We start from the raw sequence: 22,676 nt of genomic DNA on the forward strand, positions 1-22,676 counted from the left end.
ACCGGATGGAAGCACAGGGTGTATTCCGGCCTGTGCCGCATGTAATCGAGCTGGCGCTGCAGCTTGTCGGGATCGGTCCAGTAATCGTCGCCCTCGCAGATGGCGACGTACTCGCCGGAGACGCGCCCGGCGATATCATCCAGGTTCTTGACGACGCCGACGTTCTCCGGCCGCAGGATCGCGACGATGTTCGCGTGGCGCGCGGCGTACTCGGCGATGATCTCCGCGGTGCCGTCGCTCGACCTATCGTCGCCTACGATCAGCTCGAACGGGAAATCCGTCCTCTGGCTCAGGATGCTGTCGAGCGTCTGGCGGATGAACGGCTCTTGATTGTAGGTGATGCACAGGACCGAAACGACGGGCTTGCCGTCGGCTAAGCCTGCGGAGGCGTCGCCCTGCTGGCGCAACCACGCCGCGAACGGGTTGATGTAGCTCCCGTCCACCGCCTCGTCCGGCGTCCCCGGAAAATCCGGCCGCGGCTGCCGGCCGAGCCGTGCGCCGTACTTCACGTAGTGCTCGAGCGGCGAGAGGTCGGTCAGGCCGACATCCGGATACCGCGCTGCGTACCAGAGGTGGTCGAACTGACCGCTGCGGTAGATCGTCGAGAAATCGACCTGCCACGGCTCCAGCTGAGGCGGAGCCGGGGCTGCGGTCTCAGCGGCAGTCTGCATCGATCGTGTCCTTACACAGGTCTCGGCCGCCGGCTGCCGTCAAGCGCGGCGATACACCACTCACCGTGGCGTCGGGCAGTCAGCCCGAGCCGGCGTCAGAGCGCGCATGGTGGCCGCGACTCGGCGTAACCGTGATTGAAGTAGTGCTGCGTCGGGTCGGCGCCCGCGCTCGCCACATCGCCGTTGCACTTCAAGTAGAAATCACGGTCGAACAAGCCGGAGGTCTCGAGCCACCGGAGCAACGTATTCTCGTCAACCACTGGCGCAGTGTCAGGGGACGCGGCCGAAGCCTCGCGGTAGAGCTGAACGAGCCGCGCGATGCGGGCCGCGACGTCCTTGGCTGCCGGCCGTCGGACCGAGGCGGCGACGACGCTCGACTGCTCGCCCGGTCGCTGCCGCTGAAGATCGGCCTCGGCCAAGCGGACCAGACGGGCCAGTTCCCCCTGCGCTTCCTTCAAGCGAGCCTGCGTTTCCGCGAGCTCTGTCCGTAGCGTCTCGACGTCCTCGCCCAAGAACCGCTCCGCCCCCATCGTGGCGCCCACGGCGCCGAAGCTTCGGACGTGCGGCGGATGCCGCACACCGACCATCGCAGCGGCCGGGCCGCGCGTCGCTCGGGTGATACGATTGCCCTGTTAGCCCGGTCAACCCTCGCTGGGCGCTCGGGCTCGCAGGGGGAGGGGCCGACGCACCGCCTGGCGGGACTCACCTCAGCCAGACGCCTCACCATCGGATCGTTGGGCGAGGGAGACCGACAGCCAAGGCAGAACTGCGTCCTCCAGCAGGATCAGGAGGCGAACCTCCAGATGCCGATCGAACGGCAACAGGAAGTGGAAGCCACAGCGCGCCTCGTCCACCGGGGCGGGCGCGTCGCCGAACAGGGCGTTAACGACGTCGGACCGGGGCCGGTCGACGGGAAACCGATGGGTCTCGCCACCGACCTCGGCGATCAGCGTCGTCCGGCCCCCGTAAGTCGGGACGACCCAGCCAGCAAGGACCACCTGTCCGTCCTGGATCTCGGTCCCGGCGCCGGGGATCGGCGCCTCCAGATGGGCGCGGACGAGGTCGGGAGACAGCGGAGGGCCGCCGTCCGCGACCGTACAAACGAGCGCGTAGGGCTCGAAGCCACGCCCACGACCGAAGAGAGCGACGAATCGTCGGCGCTGGAGGTCGATCCGGGCCGTCTGGATCACGTCGGGGCGGTCCGACCACGGTCCGCCCGCCCGGCTGTTCCAGACTGATAGGATCTCCCGCAGAAATGCGATACCCCCTCGATCGGCGACGTAGAGATCCATCAACCAGTCGCCGGCACCGGGCTCCTCGAAGAAGGCCTGCGGCAGATTCCGCAGCGCATCTGCGCGGTAGAGGCCGCACGAGCGATGAGCGGTGACTGGTGCGACGGTGAGATCCGAGAAGCGGAGGTTCCCGTTCGCGAGTCGCCCCTGCCCCTCGTGGGGCAGCAGGGATCCCTCCGCTGCGCGACGCACGAGCACCCAGTTGAAGCACAGCGCGAGATTGGGGTCGCTCCGCAGGATCCGGAGCTGCTTGGTGAGCTTGCGATCCGACATCCAGCGGGCATCCGCGTCGCAGAAGGCGATGTAGCGGCCGGCGCAGGCCGCGATGCAGTCCTGCAGGTTCCGGAGCGGACCGAGATCCTGCGGGCGCGGGCGCACGTCGATGCGGTCCGGATCGGCCGCTCGAAGAGCATCGATGATCTCCGGGGCGGCTTGCGTCGAACGCTCATAACCGACGATGACGCGCAGCCGGAACAGCCCGCGCTGGGCCAGAATGCTATCGAGGCCGTGACGGAGATCGGCGCCAGGACCGGGCGCGGTCACGATGACGCTGACGGTAAGCTGTTCTTCGAACCACGCGCGCAGAGCGTCGGCATCACCGCTCGGCAGGCGCGCGGTGTCGAAGCCCATCTCACCGAGCGTATCGTGGGCGATGTCGGGATGGTCTTCGATCAGGGTGCGCAAACCAGGCACGTCCTCCTCGTCGAGGCAGGCCTCTGCGAGGCGGGCGAAAATCAGCCGCTGCGACGCCGCGAAGCTGTCGGCAAAGCGGCCGCCGAAACGGCCGCGCAGTTGCCGGTAGAACTCGATTTCCGACTTACCGAGCCGCTTGTGCCGCGCGAGGTCGGACGCATGAGCCCACATCCCGCCGGCATGTTTGCGGTACACCGCCATCACCTGCGGCAGGAACCCGATCCGCCCGACCTCAGCGTGCATCAGGTGGATGTACCAGTCGGCCGGGATGATACCGCGGCCGATCTCGAGCTTCTCGCCGCCACAATACCGCCAGCGGTAGAACACGCTGTTCGTCTGAATGAAGTTGCGCGCAGCCAAATCGGAGAGGGACAGCTGCGGAGCGCAGTGCTCCGGATATATGGTCGCGACACCCGGCATGTCTTCGTACACGACGCGTACCGGATGGAAGCACAGGGTGTATTCCGGCCTGTGCCGCATGTAATCGAGCTGGCGCTGCAGCTTGTCGGGATCGGTCCAGTAATCGTCGCCCTCGCAGATGGCGACGTACTCGCCGGAGACGCGCCCGGCGATATCATCCAGGTTCTTGACGACGCCGACGTTCTCCGGCCGCAGGATCGCGACGATGTTCGCGTGGCGCGCGGCGTACTCGGCGATGATCTCCGCGGTGCCGTCGCTCGACCTATCGTCGCCTACGATCAGCTCGAACGGGAAATCCGTCCTCTGGCTCAGGATGCTGTCGAGCGTCTGGCGGATGAACGGCTCTTGATTGTAGGTGATGCACAGGACCGAAACGACGGGCTTGCCGTCGGCTAAGCCTGCGGAGGCGTCGCCCTGCTGGCGCAACCACGCCGCGAACGGGTTGATGTAGCTCCCGTCCACCGCCTCGTCCGGCGTCCCCGGAAAATCCGGCCGCGGCTGCCGGCCGAGCCGTGCGCCGTACTTCACGTAGTGCTCGAGCGGCGAGAGGTCGGTCAGGCCGACATCCGGATACCGCGCTGCGTACCAGAGGTGGTCGAACTGACCGCTGCGGTAGATCGTCGAGAAATCGACCTGCCACGGCTCCAGCTGAGGCGGAGCCGGGGCTGCGGTCTCAGCGGCAGCCTGCATCGATCGTGTCCTCGCTGATGTCTCGACCGATCGCCGGCTGCGGTCGTGGAAAATGAGATGCCGCAGGCTCCGTAGATCGTCCCCCACGGCGCGCCGATTGCGGATGGGCCGCCTCAGGTGTTGCGCTGAGCTGTCATCCGGATGCGGAACCAGAGCCCCGAGGCAACCGTCGCGACTTTTATCACGTCACGATGCGGCCGGAGATGGCAGGTGATCGCGTCGTCAATTGAGCGACCGCGTCTATGACTTGTTTCGGATCGACGCGATAGTTGGCGTGAAAGGCGTGCACGCTGTCCCTCCGCTCACTCGATCGGCCGCGCAGGAACGTAATCTGCGCGCCCCCTGCCTCGACGTAGCTGGTGTAACCTCGGAAATTGAAGCTCAGCTCCTCGTGGATCAGACCGAGGATCTGACACCCGGGTTGAGAGAAGAGCACGTTGTTGAGGGAGGAATTCGATGACCCGACGACCAGGGCCGCGGAGTGGAACAGGGCGACCTGCTCCAGGAACGAGAGGGTTTCCGGATAGATGACCTCGAAGCCAAGCGGACGCAGGCGATCGGCGACCTCCTGCTCGTTCTCGAGCACGCGCTGCGTAAATGCCTTGCGCGAGATGAACAGGCGACGGTCCTTGCGCTCGGACAACATGCCACGGTCGCGAGCTTGCCAGAGGATACGATCCCGGATCATCCTGAAGACGTCCGCGGGCCAGATCGTATCGTAGAACGGCTGTCCGGGCTTCATATCGAAGGGGAAAAAAGCTGGGACTGGTGCCATCCCGAGCGTCCCAAACGAGACGGGCTTGGCTGGCAGCTTGATCACCGGCCGGTTGCGGGTGTCGAGCAAAGCGAGGATCTCCTCGTGGGTGCCCGGCATGTGATCGTCGATGCAGAGCGGGATCCCGCCCGGACAGCGCGGATCGTTGTAGCAGATCATGCGCGGCACGAACTCGCTGAACCAGTGTCCGTAGTTCCGACTCTGGAGACCGAACATGACCAGCCCGGCCTCGATCCGCTCTGCGTTCTCGGGAAGCTCGATCAGGGCGTGAGTTTGGCCGAACGCCGCCATCATGATCTGGTCGAGATTGACGCCGTCTTGGATCAGGACGTCCTTCCGACGCGGATGGGCCGCCACATCATAAACGACCCGATCACCCGTCACGATGACATTGCTGCGTGGGAACGCGTGGGCCTCCTTCAGGAATGCGAGGTAGAGCGGCGGCATGTCGAGGTCGCCCGACTCGGACCGCAGAGGCGGAGGTGGCTCCCAGAACTTGAGAGCAGGGGCTTCGATACGGCGGCTGGGCAGGATTTCGAGGTATGAGGCCGCGCCGGTCTCGGAGAGCGCTTTCACGCTGACGATCTCGTACTTGGCGAGCGGAGCCGAGCCGTGGACACGGCCGGTTCGTTTGTGAAGTTCGATCGCCTCGTTGAACCGTCCTTCGGCGAGCAGAGCATCGAACTGCAGGCGCCGCAGGTTTTTGATCTTCACCTCGAATGTGTCGCCGTCATGCGTCAGCGCCGCGCCGCCGTGATTGTCGCGAACGATCCGCGCCAGCAGGTAGAAGCGCACTGCGCGCTCGGCTTCCCCCTGCATCTCGCACGCCCATCCGAGATCGGTGAAGGAGGGATCAGACTGGCCCCTGTCCTGGGCGGCGGCCTTGGCCTGCTGCAGTTCGTCCAGCAGCGGCTCGACGGCGTCGTAGTCTTCGTTCCGGCACCGGTCGAGGATCCGGGCGCGGATCGCGGAGAGCCGATAGCCGGGGGCCTGCGTCCGGGCCACCCGCGCGGCGAGCGCGTAGGCCTTGGCGGCGAGCCCCGCCCTGTCCTCAGATTCGAACCGGAACCCGAGCGTTGCCAAGTGTTGAGCGAGGACGTCACTCGGCTCTGCCGCGCTCAGGGACCGCTCCAGAACATCCAGCCCGCCCTGCGTGCCGGATTGCGCAGCCTGGATCAGGATCTGCCGGAATGACTCGCTCATCGTCATCGACCGTTCGGGTGGAAGCGCGACTGGGGGCCGATCGCTCGAATGCTCACTCAGCGAGAGGCCAAGACCCGCTCGGCGCACCCACAGACCTGTGCGATCTGCTCCGATGCGATCGTCGGGAAGAACGGCACGCCGATCGCGGTCTCGGCGACGCCGCGCGTCGCAGGGAGGCCATCGTGTGGGCATGCGGCGAAAATCGGGTGCGTGTGGCAGCCGCCGCCGTACCAGCGCCGCCACTGGATCCCGGACTGGTCGAAGGCCGCTGTCACGCCCGCGACGGCACGGGCGTCGAAGATCGCATTCGCGGTCATCGTCAGCCAGTCCCGGCCGAAGCCCGCCTGCATCGACACCCCGATCCGCTCGAACCCCGCGACATAGGCCAGCGACACCTCCCGCAGCCGGGCGATGCGCGCGTCGAGGTCGTCGAGGACGGCGAGACCCACGGCAGCCGCATATTCGGAGATGCGGTAGTTGCCACCGCGCATCTCCGAGACGCGACTGCCGGCCGAGAACCCGAACCCGGTCATCGCGGTGATCGCCGCCGCCATCGCGGCATCACTCGTGACGATCGCGCCGCCTTCGCCGATCCCGAGCGCCTTGGTGGCATGCAGGCTGATACATAGGGGTTGAGCGCCGACATGCCGGAGGTTCAAACCCGCCGCGGCGGCATCGAAGATCACCGGAACGCCGTGCTCCGCCTCGAACGCCTCCCAGGCACTGACCTCGATCGGGGCTCCGCACGGGCTCACGACGACAACGACCGCGACATCGCCGGGATTGGCTCGCAGGGCGCGGGCAGCGATGTCTGGCGTGAGCGCCAAGGTCTCCGGATCGACATCGGTGAAGTACGGGGTCAGTCCGACATTGGCCGCCGCATGCGCCGTGGCGATGAAGGTCCAGGATGGCATGACGCAGATCCGGCCGGTCCGGCCCACGGTGCGATAGCGCAGGGCGAGTTCGATCGCAGCTGTGCCGTTGCTGGTCAGAGCCGCATGGACTGGCCCGTCGCCACTCTGGGCGCCGATAAAGCGGCAGAGCCCGGCCGTGAACGCGTTGGTGAGAGGCCCGTAGTTGCTGTAGGTGTGAGTCTCGTCAATTCGGCGCAGGTAGGGGACGATCGCGTCCGTCTCCGGGAGGCTCGGGATCAGTACCGGGATCATCGCTCGAACACGCCTTCGCTCTCGATCGCCGCCATCCTGGTGCGATAGCGACGCGGCCCGCTATACATCCCCACGCATGGGTGCGGAAGGCGCGCACCACCGGGCGACATGACCGGCGGCGTAAGGCGACGGGTGGGGATCGTAGCCCCTCGCGGCGTCGTCAAGCGTCTATCCGCATCGGTCATCGCACACCCATCGACAGAGCCGCCTCTCTCCGCGCGTCCACTCTCCGCGCGTCGAGGGCCGTATGAGCGGGGTTGCAGGTGCCCGACGCGCGCTCGTCAGGGAAGGTGACATCCGGTACCGGTCGGATCGCGATCCCCGCGCCGTCGCGGCGCGACGGGACAGGAGAGCAACATGCGGCCGACCGCGGCATTCATGAATCTGATCAAGAGGATCGACGGCGGCAACGCCGTCCAGATTTTCGGGGAACTCGCTGCGGTGGCGGTCGAGGCTGTTCAGTCCGGCGCGCTTCCCAAGGCGATCGTGCAGCACCTCGAGACCCTCGCCTTCCGCCTGGAGGGCAGCGACCGGTTTGCGCAAGCTTCCGAGGTCTACAAGGTGATCGCTGCCGTCGATGCGGGAGACCGGGAGCGTTGGCGAACGGCCGCCGTCACCGTGAGCCTCCAGGGCCTGTGCGAGCGGGGGCGCTTCAGCGAGGCCGCTGCCGTCGTCGAGGCTCTGCGAAACGGCGGAGAATCCGACGCGGGGATCGGCGCAGGGGTCGATATCTTGATGCGCCTCGCGTGGCATTACGAGTGTCGTTACGAGACGGAGACCTCGGTGCAATGCTACCGGCTAGCGCACGCACTGAGTGACGGCGGCCACGGGATCTCCACGGTCGATGGTCACACGCTCGAGCGCAAGATCCGCGATATCCGGATCTTACAGATGCGGTCGCTCGCAGAGGAAGGCCGGCATGCAGAGGCCGCCCCCCTGCATGAACAGACGCGCGACTTGCTCGGCCTCGGCCCGATGCGCGTCTACGACATCATGTCGGCACACCAAGCGGCTGCCGACGGTCAGGGCGTCTACCGGGTGGTGCGGCCCGGGCGCCGGATCGGTGAACCCGAGATCAGGTTCCTCGACGGTCCGGTAGCGCTGACGTCTCAAGCCGGCTCACGCGATGCGCCGCCCCAATACATCGCCCTTTTCCGAGATTGCCTCGCTTTCCCGCGCAGCAACGTCGTGCTCCAGGACGACCGCCTGATCTATGACCTCGCCGCCCACCCGCTGAGCGGCACCTTCGATATCCGGGATGGCGTCAATCCCGATCAGATCATGATCGCAGGCTACGGCAGCGGACGTGCTCTGGTCGCAGCACCCCCAGAGCGCCGAGAGATCGAGGCCGGACTGATGCTGTTTGGGCTACAGAGCCGGAATTACGGCCACTGGCTGTTGGAATTCGTCGGGCGCATGCTCTGCTTCAACGACCGCGTTTGCCCTGACGGTTTCCCAATTTGTATCGATGATGACATGCCGGAGACGCACCGACAGATCATCGAGTTGATCGACGAGCGAGCCCGGCCGATCGTCCCGCTGGCGGCGGTACCGACACACTTTCGGGAACTCGGCCTCGCGCCGGCTCCCACGCTCCTGCCGTTCGACATGCGGCCCGGGCACCCGGTCTACGATTCGATCTGGCCGGCCGACGTCTTCGCCGACCTGCGTTCCCGGGTACTCGGGCGGCTGGCGGAGAGCGGAGTGGACCTGCGCCGGACCGGTCGGCGGATCGTCCTGTCGCGTCGTGGCTTCGCCCAGCGCCAGCTTCTGAACGAGGCAGAGATCGTGGGTATCCTCGCACAACACGGGTTCGAAGTCGTTCATCCAGAGACGCTCACGTTCGCCGAGCAGATCGCGACCTATCATGCGGCGGACATCATCGTCGGGTCGGCGAGTTCGGCCCTGACGAATTGTATCTTCTGCCATCCCGGAGCCAAGGTCGTTGCCCTGATTCATGAAGGTCTTTCGTTCAACTTCCGCGGATACACCAGCATGATCGAGTCGAGTGGCGCAGACCTGCTGTTCGTGCGGGGCATCACGGAACACAACGAGCTCGGCCACCCGTTCCACGCCAACTACACCGTGTCGCCGGATCAGGTGCTGCGTGCCATCGAGAGGGTTGGTCGGACATAAGACATGGCGATCCGAGCTGGGGGCGGAGAGAACGCGCTCGACTGGCTCTAATAATGATGTGTAGCCCGCACTCTCGAATTAGGAACACGCGCGATCGAAAATCGGACCGCACGGCGGCCTGCTCGCTGTGCCGGGGACTGCGAGCCTGCCGGTTTCGACCAATTGGACACGCTCAATCACGGCGTAGGATGCGGGCGGGATTGCCGACGACTGTATGCCCCGGGAGGACGTCTCGGATCACGACCGCACCGGCGCCCACGAGGGCGCGGGCGCCGATGCGGGTCCCCGGGATCACGGATGCGCCGGTGCCGAGAAAAGCGCCTTCTTCGACGACGACGTGTCCGGCCAAATGCACGCCAGGGCTCAAGGTCGCGAAATCCGCGATCCGATTGTCATGCGCAATGGTTGCCCCGGGATTCACGAGCACGTGGGCGCCCAGATGCGCATCCGCCGTGATGGAAGCATGGCCGAGGATCATGGAGCCCTCACCGACGCTGCTGCTCGCGCCGATCAGCACCCCTGGATCGATGATCGAAGCGTAGCGCGCTCCGATCGAACGCAGGCGCTCGACCGCCCGTGCCCGAGCTTTGGGCTCACCCAGCGCCACGACGAAGCGGAGGGTATCGTCGCCGGCGAAGTCGCTGATATTCCGTGAGATTGGGCGATCGTGAAGTCTGTCGGCGGCCGCGACGTCAGGGTCAACGAGGCAGGCGACGAACTCGATCTCACGCCCGGCCGTATGCAGCCGCGGGAGGACGACTAATAACTCGCGCGCCAGCGCACCCGCGCCGAAGAGGACGAGCCGCTCTGTCGATGATGTCGCCTGGATCATAAGATACCTTCGACGAGATCAAGGGATTCCGGACCTATCGCGATCGCGCCGCACTTCTCCGCGACGTCGGCTCGTTCACGGTACGAGTCGTCGATAAAAATCGCATCCGCCCCTTCGACGGAGTTCGATTTCATTTCACCTTTCTTCAGGTGGATGATCTCGTCGAAGAGGCTGCTGAGGCCAAAATGCTCGAGCTTTTCTTCAACGATGCCGTCGTGCCGTGTCAAAAGAACAATTTTTTTCCGCTTATTATATTTTGCACCAAACAAAATCCCGATCAGCCGATGATTGACGATGCTTCCATCTATAATCAGCGTGTCATCAAAATCGACATAGAGTGCATTTATTCTTGATTGTACAATCGTCTTAACGTACAAAGCGCGATCATACACAAAATCAAATTTGGATAGAGTTTGAAATTTTACGTCCTGTCCGGACAGCTGATGAAGCCACGCGTCCATGAAATTGACGCCGCGGACCCTCTGAAACCCGGACGACCCCGCGATCCGGTTGGCCACCTCCAGCAGCTTGTGGTGCCCATCGGCATTTTTCTTCATCTGAAAAAACCAAGCACCCGTGAGATGCAACGCCTCTGAGATTTTGCTCGCCAAGTGCGGGAATTCAGCATCGCCCACCTGCCGAGAACGAACGGAGATACCGCCCGTCGTGCGGACACGGCTCCGGGCGCTCGCGAAGAGTACGCGACTGGACGGATCGGAGAAGCAATCGACCGTAACCTCTTCTCCGGTCAGCAGCTCCTGAACGATGAGATTGCTATCGGTTGCGCGAATCTGATCGAGCTCATCGCTGTCGTGGACGATCCGGATGCCGCGCGACCCTTGCCCGCGGTCAGGTTTGCAGAAGACGGGGAATTTTTCCTCGCCGGGAGCGTAGATTTGCGGCGCGGGCACCACGCCCCGCAATTTGGCGATCGTGCTCGATTTCAACTTCAAGATCTCGCCCAGCTCCGGCGAGGGTCCGGCGACGATCGCCCCATCGATGCGCCCAGCCAAACGAAATAGCGCCTCGTCATGCGCCGGGATGACGAAATCGATATCCAACTTCGTGACCAGTTCCTGGACGGCCGACACGAAATTCGGATCGACCACGAACGGGACAAAATGGCATTTGTCGTTCAGCAGAATTTCCGAATGATCTTTTACAGAATTACCACCGTAGACATCCCAATATTTTGAGAAACGGAGGCTCTCGATGACCTCGTGGGCGATCTCTGTTCCGGCGGGAACGACCAAAACCCTCTTTTTCATCGATCACTCCAGGCCCAATGCGAGATTGCCGTTGTCTACCATGCGGCACCTTCAACCTCCCGGCGCCCTCAGGCGCGTCGCTGCGCGGCGATCAGGGTGACGATTAAGAACACGGTGAGCAGTCCCGGTGTGGTACGGGTGATAGCCCGGATCGGCAACTGTCGGATGCCGCGACGCCCCCGGCCCGGCGCGCGGGGGGCCTAGGGGTGATTCCTCGAACGAAGGCTGAGACGCCAGTTCGTTGGCGACGCGATTGAGGAAACGGCTAGATCCCATCGCTGTGATCGCTCGTCACTCGACCTGAGATCCGTTACTGAGCCGACGCAGTCTATGACCAGAGGACGGCAGACGGGAGAGACATGCGGCCGACGGCGACCTTCATCGACTTGGTCCGGTCGATCGACATCGGCAACGCCCCGGACAAGCTCGAAAAGCTGACCACTCTGCTCAGCGCGGAGCCTCCTGCGTCACTATGTTCGGCAGCGACCGTGCGGCACCTCGAGGCTCTCGGATTTCGGCTCGAAGGCAGCGATCGGTTCGGCGACGCGGCGCGCGCCTACGAGCTCGCCGCCACGATCGACCCACGCGAGCATCAGCGCTGGCGGATGGCCGCCGTGACAGCGCGCCTGCGCGATCTCATCGAGCGTGAAAACTGGGACGAAGCTTCAGCGTTCGTCGCTGAGATTCGGCGCGATGGGGCCGAGGCGGCCATGCACGAGGCCGCCGCGACCATTCTGAGGGTGGGTTGGGATCACGAGTGCCGCTACCGACCGGAACCCGCCGTGCAGTGCTACCGCATCGCCTTCGCGCTGAACGGCGGAGATGCCGGGCTCGCGACCGGGGACGGCCACAGCGTCAGCGTCAAGATCCGGAACCTACGCATCCTGCAGATGAACGCACTGGCAGAGGTCGATCGGCACGAGGAGGCCGCGGCCCTGCACGAGAGCACCCGATCGATCGCCGGTCTCGGCCCCATCGGCATCTATGACATTGTCTCGGCCAGGCAGGCCGCCGACGAGGGTCGGGGGGTCTATCGCGAGTTGTTAGCCGGCCGAACGATGGCCGACCCGGACGTGCAGTTCCTCGACGGCCCGATCACGCTGACTTCGCGACCTGGAACCCTTGATGCACCGCCGCAATACCTTGCCTTATTCAAAGATTGCCTGACCTTCCCCCGCAGCAACGTCGTTTTGCACGGCCAGTGCTTGATCTACGACTTGGCCGCCCACCCACTGAGCGGCCTCGCCGAGATCAAGGATGGCGTCAATCCCGGTCAGATCATGACGGCCGTCTGGGGTCCCAGACGCGCCTTGATCGAGGCCCCGGCCGAGATCCGCGAGATCGATGCCGGGCTGATGCTGTTCGGGTTCCAGAGCAGGCAGTATGGACACTGGCTGCTCGAGTTCGTCCCGCGCCTTCTGAGCTTCAACGATCCTGCGTGCCCCTCTGGGATTCCGATTTGCGTTGATGCTGAGATGCCGGAGTCGCACCGGCAGATCATCACGTTGATGGACGAGCGCGACCGCCCCGTCGTGACGCTGCCCCCGGTCGCGACGCGCTTTCGCGAACTCGCCATGGCTCCGGTGCCAGCTTTCTTCCCGTTCGATACGCGGCCGGAATTTCCAATCTACGATGCGATCTGGCCGCAGGACATCCTCGCCGCCGTGCGGCGCAGGATCCTTGAGCGGCTCGCTGCGGACGGGCTCGACCTGCGGCAGGCCGGACGGCGGGTCATCCTGTCACGACGCGGTTTCGCGCAGCGCCGGCTCGTCAACGAGGCGGACATCATCGAGGCCCTGCAACCTCACGGATTCGAGGTCGTCCACCCTGAGCAGCTGACGTTCGCCGAGCAGGTGGCGATCTACCATTCCGCCGACATCATCGTTGGCTCGGCGAGTTCGGCTCTGATCAACTGCATGTTCTGCCGGCCAGCCGCTCGGGTCGTGGCCCTCACGCACGAGAGTTCGGCGTTCTATTTCCGGGGCTTCACCAGCTTCGTCGAGTCCAGTGGAGCCCGCCTGCTGTTCGTTCGCGGATCGACGGAGCATGCCGAGGGGATCCACCCGATGCACGCGAACTATTCCGTATCCCTCGAGCAGGTCTCGCGGGCGCTCGCGTTCGCAACATCCGCATCGTAGCGCTTCGACACCCTCGGCGCCCATCTCCCGGGGGGAGGGCGCCGGTTCTCAATGCCTGCGGCGCACGTGTCAGACGCGGCAAAGGCAGCTTCCGTCCCTGGGCAGCGCGTACGCTCCTATCCTGTCGCGTACACCCTATGGATCGGTAGGCCACAGAAATCGTCCTCGACGCCAAGTGCCTTCATCGGCTCCGAGGGGGTGGCGATCTGGCCTTCCATCAGCATGCGCAGGAGTTCCTGCGGCCCGTTCAGCGGGATTTCGGCCTGAAGCAGGCTCGACCCGTAGAGGTCGAGCGTGTCGGTGATGTACTGCTCGGCGCCGGCGTGCAGATGGGCGAGGATGACGTGCTCGGCCGAACTTCGCGGATCGGCCTTGAACAGCGGTGCGATCCGGTCGCCCGTCGTCTCGTAGCCCACGACCTGTCCCTGGGGCGCGGTCAAGAACGCCTCGACTGCGAGGGCGTGGGCCAAGACCGGCAGCGACGTCGTCTCGGGATTATCCGCACCGGCGTTGAAGCAGCAGAAAGCGACGCCACCGTCCTGCGCGACCGCATTCGCCGTGTCGAAGGCCGTCATGTAGAAGCCGGTCAGCGGCTGGCCGAGCGCCAGTTGCATCATCTTCTGGATCGTAGCCGAGTAGCCGACATCGACCACGCCGTAGGAACCGCCGGCCTCCAGCTTCTCCTGCCGGGCATAGGCCCGGAACTGCGCATTCATGTCTGCCGCGTGGGCGGCGATCTCTGGCTCGATCTCCCTCATGACGCGCTCGACAACCGGCGCGTCGCCCGGGAGCCGTATGTCGACGCGGTCTAATCCGAGATGTGCCGGGGCCGTGAAGCTAGTCCTGTTCCAGAGAAGCCCTTGGATGCTGCCCACGTAGCGCCCGGCCCCTAGTACCAGATCTGGGCGGAACCCCTCGCCCAGCGCGGCGGCGATCGCGGTCTGCCGGGAAACGTGGAAGTACCGGCCCACTGGCAGGTGCTCCAGGCCGTAGCGCTCCCGGATCAAGCGGTAGACCTTGACGAGGAAGTCGCCCTCCCGTGCCAGGAAGTACAGCCGGTCGACGCCTCTCAGCGCCTCATGCCGGATCAGCCAGGACATGAACAGCAGCATCAGCGGCCCGAACACGGCGTAGCCGACATCGTGGGTCGAGCCGAGTGACAGGTAGGGTGGGGCGGCTCGGTCGAGGAACGGGTTGCGGGCTAGATGAAGCATGGCATGGCCGACGACGAGGTCGGACGGCCACGTCCGGCTGAGATCCCCTCCGTCGCGCGCGAACCCGCTCTGGGCCAGGATCTTGGCCGGGTGCGCGACGTGCAGGTAGCGGATGCCCCGGTCGCAGGCGGCCTGGATATCCGAGTGCTCGTTGTCGCCGACATGCAGCCAGCGGGCGCGCGGCACGGCCTCGGCTTCCTCGACGTGGCGCCACAGGTCGCCCCGGTCTTTGCGCGCGCCCATCGCATTCGACACGTAGAGGGCGGCGAAACGGTCGGCAATCCCGGCATCGCGGAGGATCGCGCGGATGTCGGCCTCCTCGTAGTAAGTGTCCGTCATCAGGACGATCCGCTTGCCGAGCGCGTGCGCCGCTTCGAGGACCGCGATGACCTCCGTGCGCGGGCGCAGGGCGCCGAGATCGATCCGCTTCTCCAGGGCGTGCGCCCGCGCGACCACGTCGCCGGGGATGGTACCGGACGCGGCGAGTTCCGCGTAGATCTCCGACAGGTTGACGTCGCCCTGGTGGTGATTGCGGGCCCGCACCCGGTTCTCGGCGGCCCGGCGCTCGGCGAAGAGCGGGATGGGCCGACCCTCCTGCGTCGCGATGCGGTGCTCGACGAGCTTGAGCACCGCGTCCGGGCGCCGGGCCGGGCGGCTCACAAGGGTGTCGAACAAGTCGAACGAGACGAGGTCGACCTCGCGCAGCGCCTGAAGCGCTTGGTCCTGACTGCGGGCGCTGTACTGGTGCCAGTTGCGGGCGCTGTCGGTACGGACGAGCCCCCGGTCGTAGTCGAAGCACACGGCGCGGTAGCCCTGTGACCGGCACACGAGGGGAACCACCCGCTCGATCGCGTGCGCGAGCGTCCCGTCGGTCTGGCCGTGCTCCTCGGGGAAATCGTGCGGGGTCAATCCGGCGGTCAGGAGCGGGCGTAGGGCATCGACCCGCGCCCAGAACATGCCGCCCACCGGATAGTCGAGATACTCGTCGAACCCGTCGTAGCGCAGGCCGAGGCGATCGAGCAGCCCATAGCCCGCGCCGATATTGGCGAGCCAGGTATGCGCCCAATAGACGATGTGCTTGCTGGTCTCCGGGAAGAACAGGCCGATCCGGGGATCCTCATCCAGGAGGGCCACGGCGAGGCGGGCGCAGGCGACGTTGACGAACAGCGCGCGATAGATCTCATCGCGCCAGCGCGTCTGCTCGGCGCCGCTGAATAGCGACTTCTTGGTGTGGATGTGGAGCACGTAATCGTAGCGCAGGATGTCGGGTGCGAACACGGTGACGAGCGGCCCGAAATTGCGACCGCGATTCTCCACCAGTACGACCCGGCAACCGCCGGCGAGTCCGGCGCGCTCCGCCGCCGCCTCGAGCGCAGCCTTCTTGTCGGGCTGGTCGGTCGAGACCAGCAGGTCGAACCGGGAGAGCGCCCGCACGAGGTGGGGCAAAAGCTCCTTGAATACGTCGACATAGAAGGCGTGGACGACGACGACGAGGCGCGCGGGCGTGCTCTCGCGCAGGACGATGGGGAGGATCTCGATCCGGTTTGCGCCGAGATCCCGGGCGCAGGCGAGGCGGATCGGCCGTCCCTCCGTGCGTCCGCTCACCAGGTAGTGCAGCAACGGATTAGCGCCGTCTTCGGCGACATCGGCGTTGTTGGCGAGATACCATGCCCCATCGAAAAGGGGACCGGGACTCATTCCGCGCGCCGCGCCCTCGCGGAGGTAATGGCGCGCCGCCAGGCTCGACGACAGATCGGGGACGTAAGTCGCCCGGTACCATTCCGCGTCGAATAGCTCGGAGCCTTCGATCCGCGCCAACGCTTCCGGATCGGCGAACGGACAGATCGAACGCCCCTCAGCGCGCCCATCGTTCAGATAGTGCAGCAGGGGGTTCTGGCGCGCTTCAGCAACATCTGTATTGGTTTCGAGATACCAGGGCCCGTCGAACAGGGGGCTCGGGCTCAGCCCACCCGCGGAGCCCTGTTGCAGGTAATGCTGCGCTGCCCGGTCAAGCGACAAGCCAGGCGCCTGGGTTGCCCGATACCATTCAGCGTCGAACAGATCCGAGGCTGCGATCTTCGCTACCGCTTTCGGATCCACGACCGAGCAGATTGGCCGCTGCTCGAACCGTCCACTGGTCACGTAGTGAAGCAGCGGGTTCAACCCTGCAGCCGCAACATCGGGGTTGCTCTGAAGGTACCACGGCCCGTCAAACAGGGGGCCAGGGCTTAGGCCCTGCGTCGCGCCTTCCTGCAGGTAATGCCACGCGACTTGGTCCAACACCACATTTGGGGCTTGGGTCGCTCGGTACCATTCCGCATCAAACAACTCAGAGGCGGTAATCCGCACGACCGTTTCCGAGTCGGCAACCGAGCAGATCGCCCGTCCTTCCGCCCGGCCGCTGTCGAGATAGTGCAGCAACGGGTTTAAGCCCGCTGCAGCGATGTCAGGATGGTTGTCCAGGTACCAAGGTCCGTCGAACAGCGGGCCGGGACTCAGTCCTCGTGCAGCCCCCTCGTGCAGGTAGTGTCGTGCAGCCTGGGCCGGCGGAAGGTCAAGGGCGTGGGTCGCCCGGTACCACTCGGCGTCGAACAGCTCGAAATCCGCAAGCCTTTGCTCGGCGGAGCGGTTGCGAACGACACCAAGGAGGCTGTGAAGCGTCGAACGAAGCGCGCTAAGACGGGCCATATTAAATCTTTGGATAGGAATGGTGCACGCCGCTGCCCCTAACGGGCGCTTAGACAGCGCGCAAGCACGGGTCGTACAGCACGGACGGGGTCGTTCGCAAATCGTGAACAATGGGCACTGGCGTTTTGTCGTAACGTCTGTGGAAGCTATCGCACCATGCCGGGACGATTCATGACACTATCCGGCGACGCAGTACTGCAGTACTTCGATTTTGTTTGATTGAAGATTACTTGAGATCGATGAGTGTGCCATGACCCTAGACCATTTTACGACTGCAGCGAATACCCAACTCAGGTAGCAGGCACGGGTTAATCTTAACCGCACCATCCCGTATGACAACCTACTCGATGATATCTCGACGCTGAATTGCGGTGCCGACCTGTCCGGGCATGTTTTAGTCAGGCAGTGGCATCCTCTGGAACGGGCGCCTGCGTGATCTGAAAGACCCGGCAACCCGAGCTGGCGCTGGTGCCGGCGCCGTCGTGATCAGAGCCGTAGCGCCGAGCCAGACGGTGTGTGGCAAACTCAATCATCTCATGCCAGCCCGAAGCCTGCCGTGCGCGCTTAAAAGGCGGCCGCCCAATGTCGCCCGTGCCGGCGCCTTCCGCGCGCGCGCTCGGCCATGTATAGCGGGCGCCGTGACCGGGCATGTGGATAAGGTGATGGTGGCCGATAGTGAGGACGGGCCTCGACGATCGTCGACGTGCCCACGCCCAGCAGGCCGAAGCCGGGGGCAATCGTCTCGTATCGACATCGAAAATGACTTCTCCGAGCCGGGTATCCGGATCAGAGAGTTGCCCGACGCCTGCGACCGACCGATCCTGCTATTGTTGGCTCAGGCGACCCGGTACGACGCTGCCCCGGTGTCCCTGCGCCCATCTTTTCCCATTGAGCTCGCAGCCCGGTATCCCGGACGAAGACGTAATTTAACCTGCAGACATGCCAAGCGCGATACGCCGCGCGGTGCTAGAGTGGCCCGCTACGCGCGGCGTCGATATGCGCCTGTTTCGACCACTGGATCGTGCAGTTGCGACGCAACGTTCGTCCGGCGTCAGCTCCTGAACGAAGCGAAGATCATACATACCTTGATATCCTAATCAGTCAAAGTGGTCCAATCTAAGAAGCTACCTTCGCCAAGCATTTCGCCCCACATGGCAACCCGGTCAAGAGTTTCGGATCTGCTGCCCCTTCGTTTACTGACTACGTTTCTAAAATCCAAATGCTCGGGCGATTTTAGCATTCGGCAAGGGTCGTTTATTCAGTGTTGAAAGATATAAAATTGTGGCCGAGCGGGACGGCATCGATTTGATCTTCATATGCAGCAAGACTGTCACTGGCACGGTGGCTAACGCCTTCAAAGCCAATTTCTCACTCACTTCCCCCCTTAGTACTGCGTGGTCTCGAAACTCTTTTTGGAACCCGCTAAACCGCGGGGGTCATGTAGGTTCCGGCTATGTGAGTAGGGGCAGGCCCCATTGACGAGTTTGCAAATGACCGATGATCAAAGGTGGCGCGGCTTCATCGATTATATCGACGAGCCCCTCATCACCGGATGGGCCTTCGACGGGCATAATCCAAACCTGCCTCTTCTCGTCCAAGCCACTGCGGCGGGCGGTAAGACAGAGGTCATAAAAGCCAACATTTTTCGGCAGGATCTCAAGGATCACGGCATCGGCGATGGCCGGCACGGCTTCGTGGCCGACCTGCATAATTTTTCGGCCGTGGACGGTGCGATCGAAATCTCGATTCTCGGCAGCGACCACGTCTTAGCCAAAAATATTCACCTGGACACCCTCAACCTCCGAAGAACCATTCCTCCGCTTCCGGAATCCTTCTCAGCCTTAATGTTGCTGATGGCTGCCGAACTGCGAGCTGCAGCGGATCACGGAGCACAGAGCGACGCCGCCTGGCCTCGAACCTCTGATGACGCCCCATCCTCGCCCGGCGGCAGACCGCTATCGGCCACTCTTCTGGAAACGGCTCACCCGAAGCAGGATCGCGACGGCCTGATCTCCAAATTTCTCCGCAACGAGGTGATCCGGTCGGGCGAGAAGGACCTGAAAACCAAGCTGTCTGGCTCTACGAAGGACCACCTGGCGGTCCTCCTGTGGTACATCGCAGAATATAGTCTGAGATGGGGGCGGACCCTCAGCGTTCCGCTCTCGCAGAGCCAGATCCAGTTTCTAAACGATCCGCTTCCGGTCTCCGAATTTCCGGCGAGTATCAGCGTCGCGCTTTGGAACCTTCTCCGGCGCGACCGCCCGGACCTTGTAGACGTCACAAAGCCCGATATCGAGAACGAGGCACTGTATTGGTGGTGTTTCGAAAAAACTCCACAACTGAATCTCGAACGCAAACTCGTAACCTCTGACCAGAAATCCGCATTGAGGAAAATAGATCGAGCCTCCTATGGCAGATTCCAACTCAGCACGTTTATGCGATTGCATATCGCCAAGAGTCCTGAGCTGCAGTGTTTAAACCTTCACAGCAGTGCCGGCCGGTTAGCCGCTCTCCACTACTTCCTTCTGTTGAGCTGCAAGTATCCTTACGTGGCCGATCTGCTTCCATTCCCCTCGATGAAGGTCCTCCTTGCAAACGACGTCGGCGGCACTCGCTCCTTCGAGGACAACCTGTCCTTCCTCCTCCAAGACGCCCCCTACACTTATGACCTCGCCGAACAAGTCCGGTGGCGCGGCGAAACCAGTGCCGCCGTTTCAAATCCGGAGTCGTCCCGGAACGCGGGACCCTGTGCATCGCCAGCGGTGGATGTCGAGAACGAAACGAGGGAGGGCGTGACCGTTATCGGACCTATTGATAAGACGTCGGGGCTCGGGCAAGCGACACGTCTCTCGTATCAAATCCTTGAGCGCAGCATCGGATCATCGCTGTCTGCCTTACCGTTCAACGTCGAAAACCCGGCTCTCGTCGGATTTTCGAGCCGAATCAATTATCAGTCATACGCAGAACCACGTCGTATCAATTTGTTTCATCTCAACTCCGACTTCATCCCTCTCGCTTTTTCGATCTTACCGAAGTCGACGTTCGAAAATAGTTATAATATCGGATATTTTTTCTGGGAACTAAATAAAGTCCCAGAGTCACACCTTCTTGCACTCGAAGTATTGGATGAAATTCGGGTGTCTTCAAAATATGTTCAAGAAATCTATGCTGCATACACTCACAAGCCCGTTGTAAATGTTGGGATGGCCGTCGAAGACCTGCCACGGCACCTCGAGACACAAACTAAATTTCCTCAGAACGGCAAATTTACCTTCCTGACCACGTTTGATTCCTTCTCTTACGCCGAGCGCAAGAACCCGCTCGCGGCCGTTCGCGCATTTCAGGCAGCGTTCGACAAAGAGAACCAAGAGGTTGCGCTCATTATCAAGACCTGGAACCGAAACCGCGTCTCGAATGCCTTTCAGGTCAGCGTCTGGCGCACGATCGATGAACTTATCCAAGACGATCCTCGGATCCGAGTCATTGACGAGACCTTTACATACGAACAAATTCTTTCCTTGAAGCAGGCCTGTGACTGTTACGTATCTCTCCACCGGGCCGAAGGTTTCGGCTTCGGCATGCTGGAAGCCATGCAGCTCGGACGTCCTGTTATAGCAACAGCATATTCAGGAAATATGGATTTTTGCACACAGGATAATTGCTTTCTGGTCGATTATGATTTGGTAGCCGTTGGATATGATGAGTACCTGGGCGTTGAACGCGGCAGCGTATGGGCCGATCCGAAGATCGCCAGCGCCGCCGCCGCTATGCGCGAGGTGCTATACCGCCGCGACGAGGCGGCAAGACGTGGCATGCGCGCAGCCCAATTCGTCAAGAATAACTTTAGCATCGACGCCATCTCACAACGCTACAGAAGCCGGCTAGATAGCATACACGCATTACTTGATGCGCCTTAATTGGATAAGGTCAACGACAACTCCAAACTATCCTGATCCATTTCTACCGGCCCGCAAACCGACGACAGCACATGGGCAACCCGGTCTACGCGCGTAGGCCGAAACTTCGCCAGCGACCTGTTCGGCGTTGACGCGTGCTTTACCAGCAGCCCCGTGGGCAGGCGTGCATTTTCGACGCGCCGTGCGGCCGCATTCTAGTGGTGCGAGTCTAACGCTTGGTGCCCGCGTTTGGCGGCCTGGATGATGCGGTCCGGGTCTGCGGTCCAGACGAAGGGCTTCGGATCTCCGTTGCTCTCGGCGATGTAGCGTTTGATGGCAGCCTGGACCTCGACCAGTGATCCGAACACGCCCCGTCGCAGCCGGCGCCTCGCGAGCTTGGCGAAGAAGCCCTCGACGGCGTTGAGCCAGGAGGCGGAGGTGGGCGTGAAGTGAAAGGTCCAGCGCGGGTGGCGGTCGAGCCAGGCGCGGACCTTCAGGTGCTTATGAACGGCGTAGTTGTCTAAGATCGCGTGGACGACCTTTCCGGCCGGGACCGCCGCCTCGACCGCGTTGAGAAAGCGAATGAACTCTTGATGCCGGTGGCGCTGCATGCAGCGGCCGATCACCTTGCCCTCCAGGACGTCCAGGGCGGCAAACAAGGTCGTGGTGCCGTGGCGCTTGTAGTCGTGGGTATGCGTCGTGGGCTGACCCGGCTTCATCGGCAACGGGTCCTGCGTTCGGGTGAGCGCCTGGATCTGCGACTTCTCATCGACGGAGAGCACCACGGCATGAGCCGGTGGATCGACGTAGAGCCCGACCACATCGCGCAGTTTGGCGGCGAAGGCTGGGTCGGTAGAAACCTTGAACTGCCGCACCCGATGTGGCTGCAGGCCGTGGCCGCGCCAGATCCGCTGCACCGACGAGACGCTGATGGATGCGGCCTGGGCCATGGCAGCCGCGGTCCAATGCGTGGTCTCGCCGGGCGGATCAGCCTGGGTTAGGGCCACCACGCGCGCCGCCACCTCCGGGCCGAGGGGCGGGATGCGGGCTGGCCGTGTCTTGTCGCGAAGGAGCCCATCGAGGCCCTCCTGTGCGAAGCGCTCCTGCCAGCGCCAGACCGCGGTCTTGGACACGCCCGCCTCACGCATGATCGCATGAGTACCCAGACCATCGGCGCTCAGCAGCACGATGCGAGCGCGCCAGACATGCTTCTGGGGCGTGTTCCGGTCAGCCACGAGGGCTTCGAGCCGAAGGCGCACCGAGGCGGGAAGCGTGAAGGAGATGCCGCTGCGCATCCCGCCAGACTCGCAGGACACAGCCCAAACCGAAACCCGAGACGGACTCAACCGTCAGTTTTCAACCACTAGATGCAAAAGCTCGCGCCGCACTGATCTGGACACTTTCGGTGGTAGGGGATCGGTGTGGCAAGTGGGTCGCACCTTGTGGGGGCGACGCCTTGGCGGCAGGCATCGCTTTGACAGGCCCGCGGCATGAGTCTTAGAGACCTGCACAACGGATGGGTTTGACGGGCGCTGATGTGGGAAAAGTCATGGCGAGAACCGCCATCGAACACGGTGATGGCCGGGCCGATTGC

12 protein-coding genes are annotated in these 22,676 nt (G+C 63.5%); 3 read left to right on the forward strand and 9 right to left on the reverse strand.

The features are described 5' to 3' along the window. The 5 genes from FV233_RS13600 to FV233_RS13620 form a co-directional block, all read right to left on the reverse strand. Positions 1-671 (reverse strand): glycosyltransferase (locus tag FV233_RS13600; protein WP_147897773.1); only part of this gene is annotated, 671 nt, incomplete at its 3' end. Between the two features lie 95 nt (positions 672-766). Then, positions 767-1,183, reverse strand: a complete 417-nt coding sequence (locus tag FV233_RS13605) for a hypothetical protein (RefSeq protein ID WP_147897774.1) — start codon at positions 1,181-1,183, stop codon at positions 767-769. A gap of 195 nt (positions 1,184-1,378) precedes the next feature. After that, complete coding sequence (locus FV233_RS13610; protein ID WP_147897775.1) at positions 1,379-3,766, reverse strand: glycosyltransferase; 2,388 nt, start codon at positions 3,764-3,766, stop codon at positions 1,379-1,381. Between the two features lie 181 nt (positions 3,767-3,947). Beyond that, on the reverse strand, positions 3,948-5,750 hold the full coding sequence (locus FV233_RS13615; protein WP_246689980.1) for a glycosyltransferase family 61 protein: 1,803 nt from the start codon (positions 5,748-5,750) through the stop codon (positions 3,948-3,950). Between the two features lie 50 nt (positions 5,751-5,800). Then, positions 5,801-6,910 (reverse strand): aminotransferase class I/II-fold pyridoxal phosphate-dependent enzyme, encoded by a 1,110-nt coding sequence (locus FV233_RS13620; RefSeq protein ID WP_147897776.1) that lies wholly within the window; start codon positions 6,908-6,910, stop codon positions 5,801-5,803. 357 nt (positions 6,911-7,267) lie between these two features. On the opposite strand from FV233_RS13620, the gene FV233_RS13625 reads away from it, so the two are divergent. Continuing rightward, positions 7,268-9,046, forward strand: coding sequence for a glycosyltransferase family 61 protein (locus FV233_RS13625; RefSeq protein ID WP_147897777.1), 1,779 nt, complete (start codon positions 7,268-7,270; stop codon positions 9,044-9,046). A gap of 172 nt (positions 9,047-9,218) precedes the next feature. Here the strand turns inward: FV233_RS13625 and FV233_RS13630 are convergent, their stop codons facing one another. Further along, positions 9,219-9,878, reverse strand: coding sequence for an acetyltransferase (locus FV233_RS13630; protein ID WP_147897778.1), 660 nt, complete (start codon positions 9,876-9,878; stop codon positions 9,219-9,221). Then, positions 9,875-11,146 (reverse strand): ATP-grasp domain-containing protein, encoded by a 1,272-nt coding sequence (locus tag FV233_RS13635; protein WP_147897779.1) that lies wholly within the window; start codon positions 11,144-11,146, stop codon positions 9,875-9,877. The genes FV233_RS13630 and FV233_RS13635 overlap by 4 nt, the downstream gene beginning before the upstream one ends. A 359-nt stretch (positions 11,147-11,505) precedes the next feature. Between FV233_RS13635 and FV233_RS13640 the strand changes: the two genes are divergently transcribed. Next, a complete protein-coding gene (locus FV233_RS13640; RefSeq protein ID WP_147897780.1) occupies positions 11,506-13,284 on the forward strand; it encodes a glycosyltransferase family 61 protein in 1,779 nt (592 codons plus the stop codon). A gap of 116 nt (positions 13,285-13,400) precedes the next feature. Here FV233_RS13640 and FV233_RS13645 read toward each other — a convergent pair whose 3' ends face one another. Next, positions 13,401-16,517: a rhamnan synthesis F family protein gene (locus FV233_RS13645; protein WP_187278106.1), complete on the reverse strand. Its 3,117-nt coding sequence runs from the start codon at positions 16,515-16,517 to the stop codon at positions 13,401-13,403. A 2,159-nt stretch (positions 16,518-18,676) separates the two neighbouring features. Between FV233_RS13645 and FV233_RS13650 the strand changes: the two genes are divergently transcribed. Beyond that, positions 18,677-21,103 carry a glycosyltransferase family 4 protein gene (locus tag FV233_RS13650; RefSeq protein WP_147897782.1) on the forward strand — a complete coding sequence of 809 codons (2,427 nt, stop codon included), beginning with the start codon at positions 18,677-18,679 and terminating at the stop codon, positions 21,101-21,103. Between the two features lie 194 nt (positions 21,104-21,297). On the opposite strand, the gene FV233_RS13655 is transcribed toward FV233_RS13650, so the two are convergent. Continuing rightward, complete coding sequence (locus FV233_RS13655; protein WP_147897783.1) at positions 21,298-22,377, reverse strand: IS630 family transposase; 1,080 nt, start codon at positions 22,375-22,377, stop codon at positions 21,298-21,300. Between the last annotated feature and the right edge of the window lie 299 nt (positions 22,378-22,676).

This window comes from Methylobacterium sp. WL7 (assembly GCF_008040085.1).
GTDB lineage: Bacteria > Pseudomonadota > Alphaproteobacteria > Rhizobiales > Beijerinckiaceae > Methylobacterium > Methylobacterium mesophilicum.

Excerpts from the sequence above, each read along its gene's own strand:
- FV233_RS13610 (WP_147897775.1), bottom strand. The coding sequence starts at position 3,766 with ATGCAGGCTGCCGCTGAGACCGCAGCCCCGGCTCCGCCTCAGCTGGAG.
- FV233_RS13615 (WP_246689980.1), bottom strand. The coding sequence starts at position 5,750 with ATGACGATGAGCGAGTCATTCCGGCAGATCCTGATCCAGGCTGCGCAA.
- FV233_RS13620 (WP_147897776.1), bottom strand. The coding sequence starts at position 6,910 with ATGATCCCGGTACTGATCCCGAGCCTCCCGGAGACGGACGCGATCGTC.
- FV233_RS13625 (WP_147897777.1), top strand. The coding sequence starts at position 7,268 with ATGCGGCCGACCGCGGCATTCATGAATCTGATCAAGAGGATCGACGGC.
- FV233_RS13630 (WP_147897778.1), bottom strand. The coding sequence starts at position 9,878 with ATGATCCAGGCGACATCATCGACAGAGCGGCTCGTCCTCTTCGGCGCG.
- FV233_RS13635 (WP_147897779.1), bottom strand. The coding sequence starts at position 11,146 with ATGAAAAAGAGGGTTTTGGTCGTTCCCGCCGGAACAGAGATCGCCCAC.
- FV233_RS13640 (WP_147897780.1), top strand. The coding sequence starts at position 11,506 with ATGCGGCCGACGGCGACCTTCATCGACTTGGTCCGGTCGATCGACATC.
- FV233_RS13650 (WP_147897782.1), top strand. The coding sequence starts at position 18,677 with ATGACCGATGATCAAAGGTGGCGCGGCTTCATCGATTATATCGACGAG.
- FV233_RS13655 (WP_147897783.1), bottom strand. The coding sequence starts at position 22,377 with ATGCGCAGCGGCATCTCCTTCACGCTTCCCGCCTCGGTGCGCCTTCGG.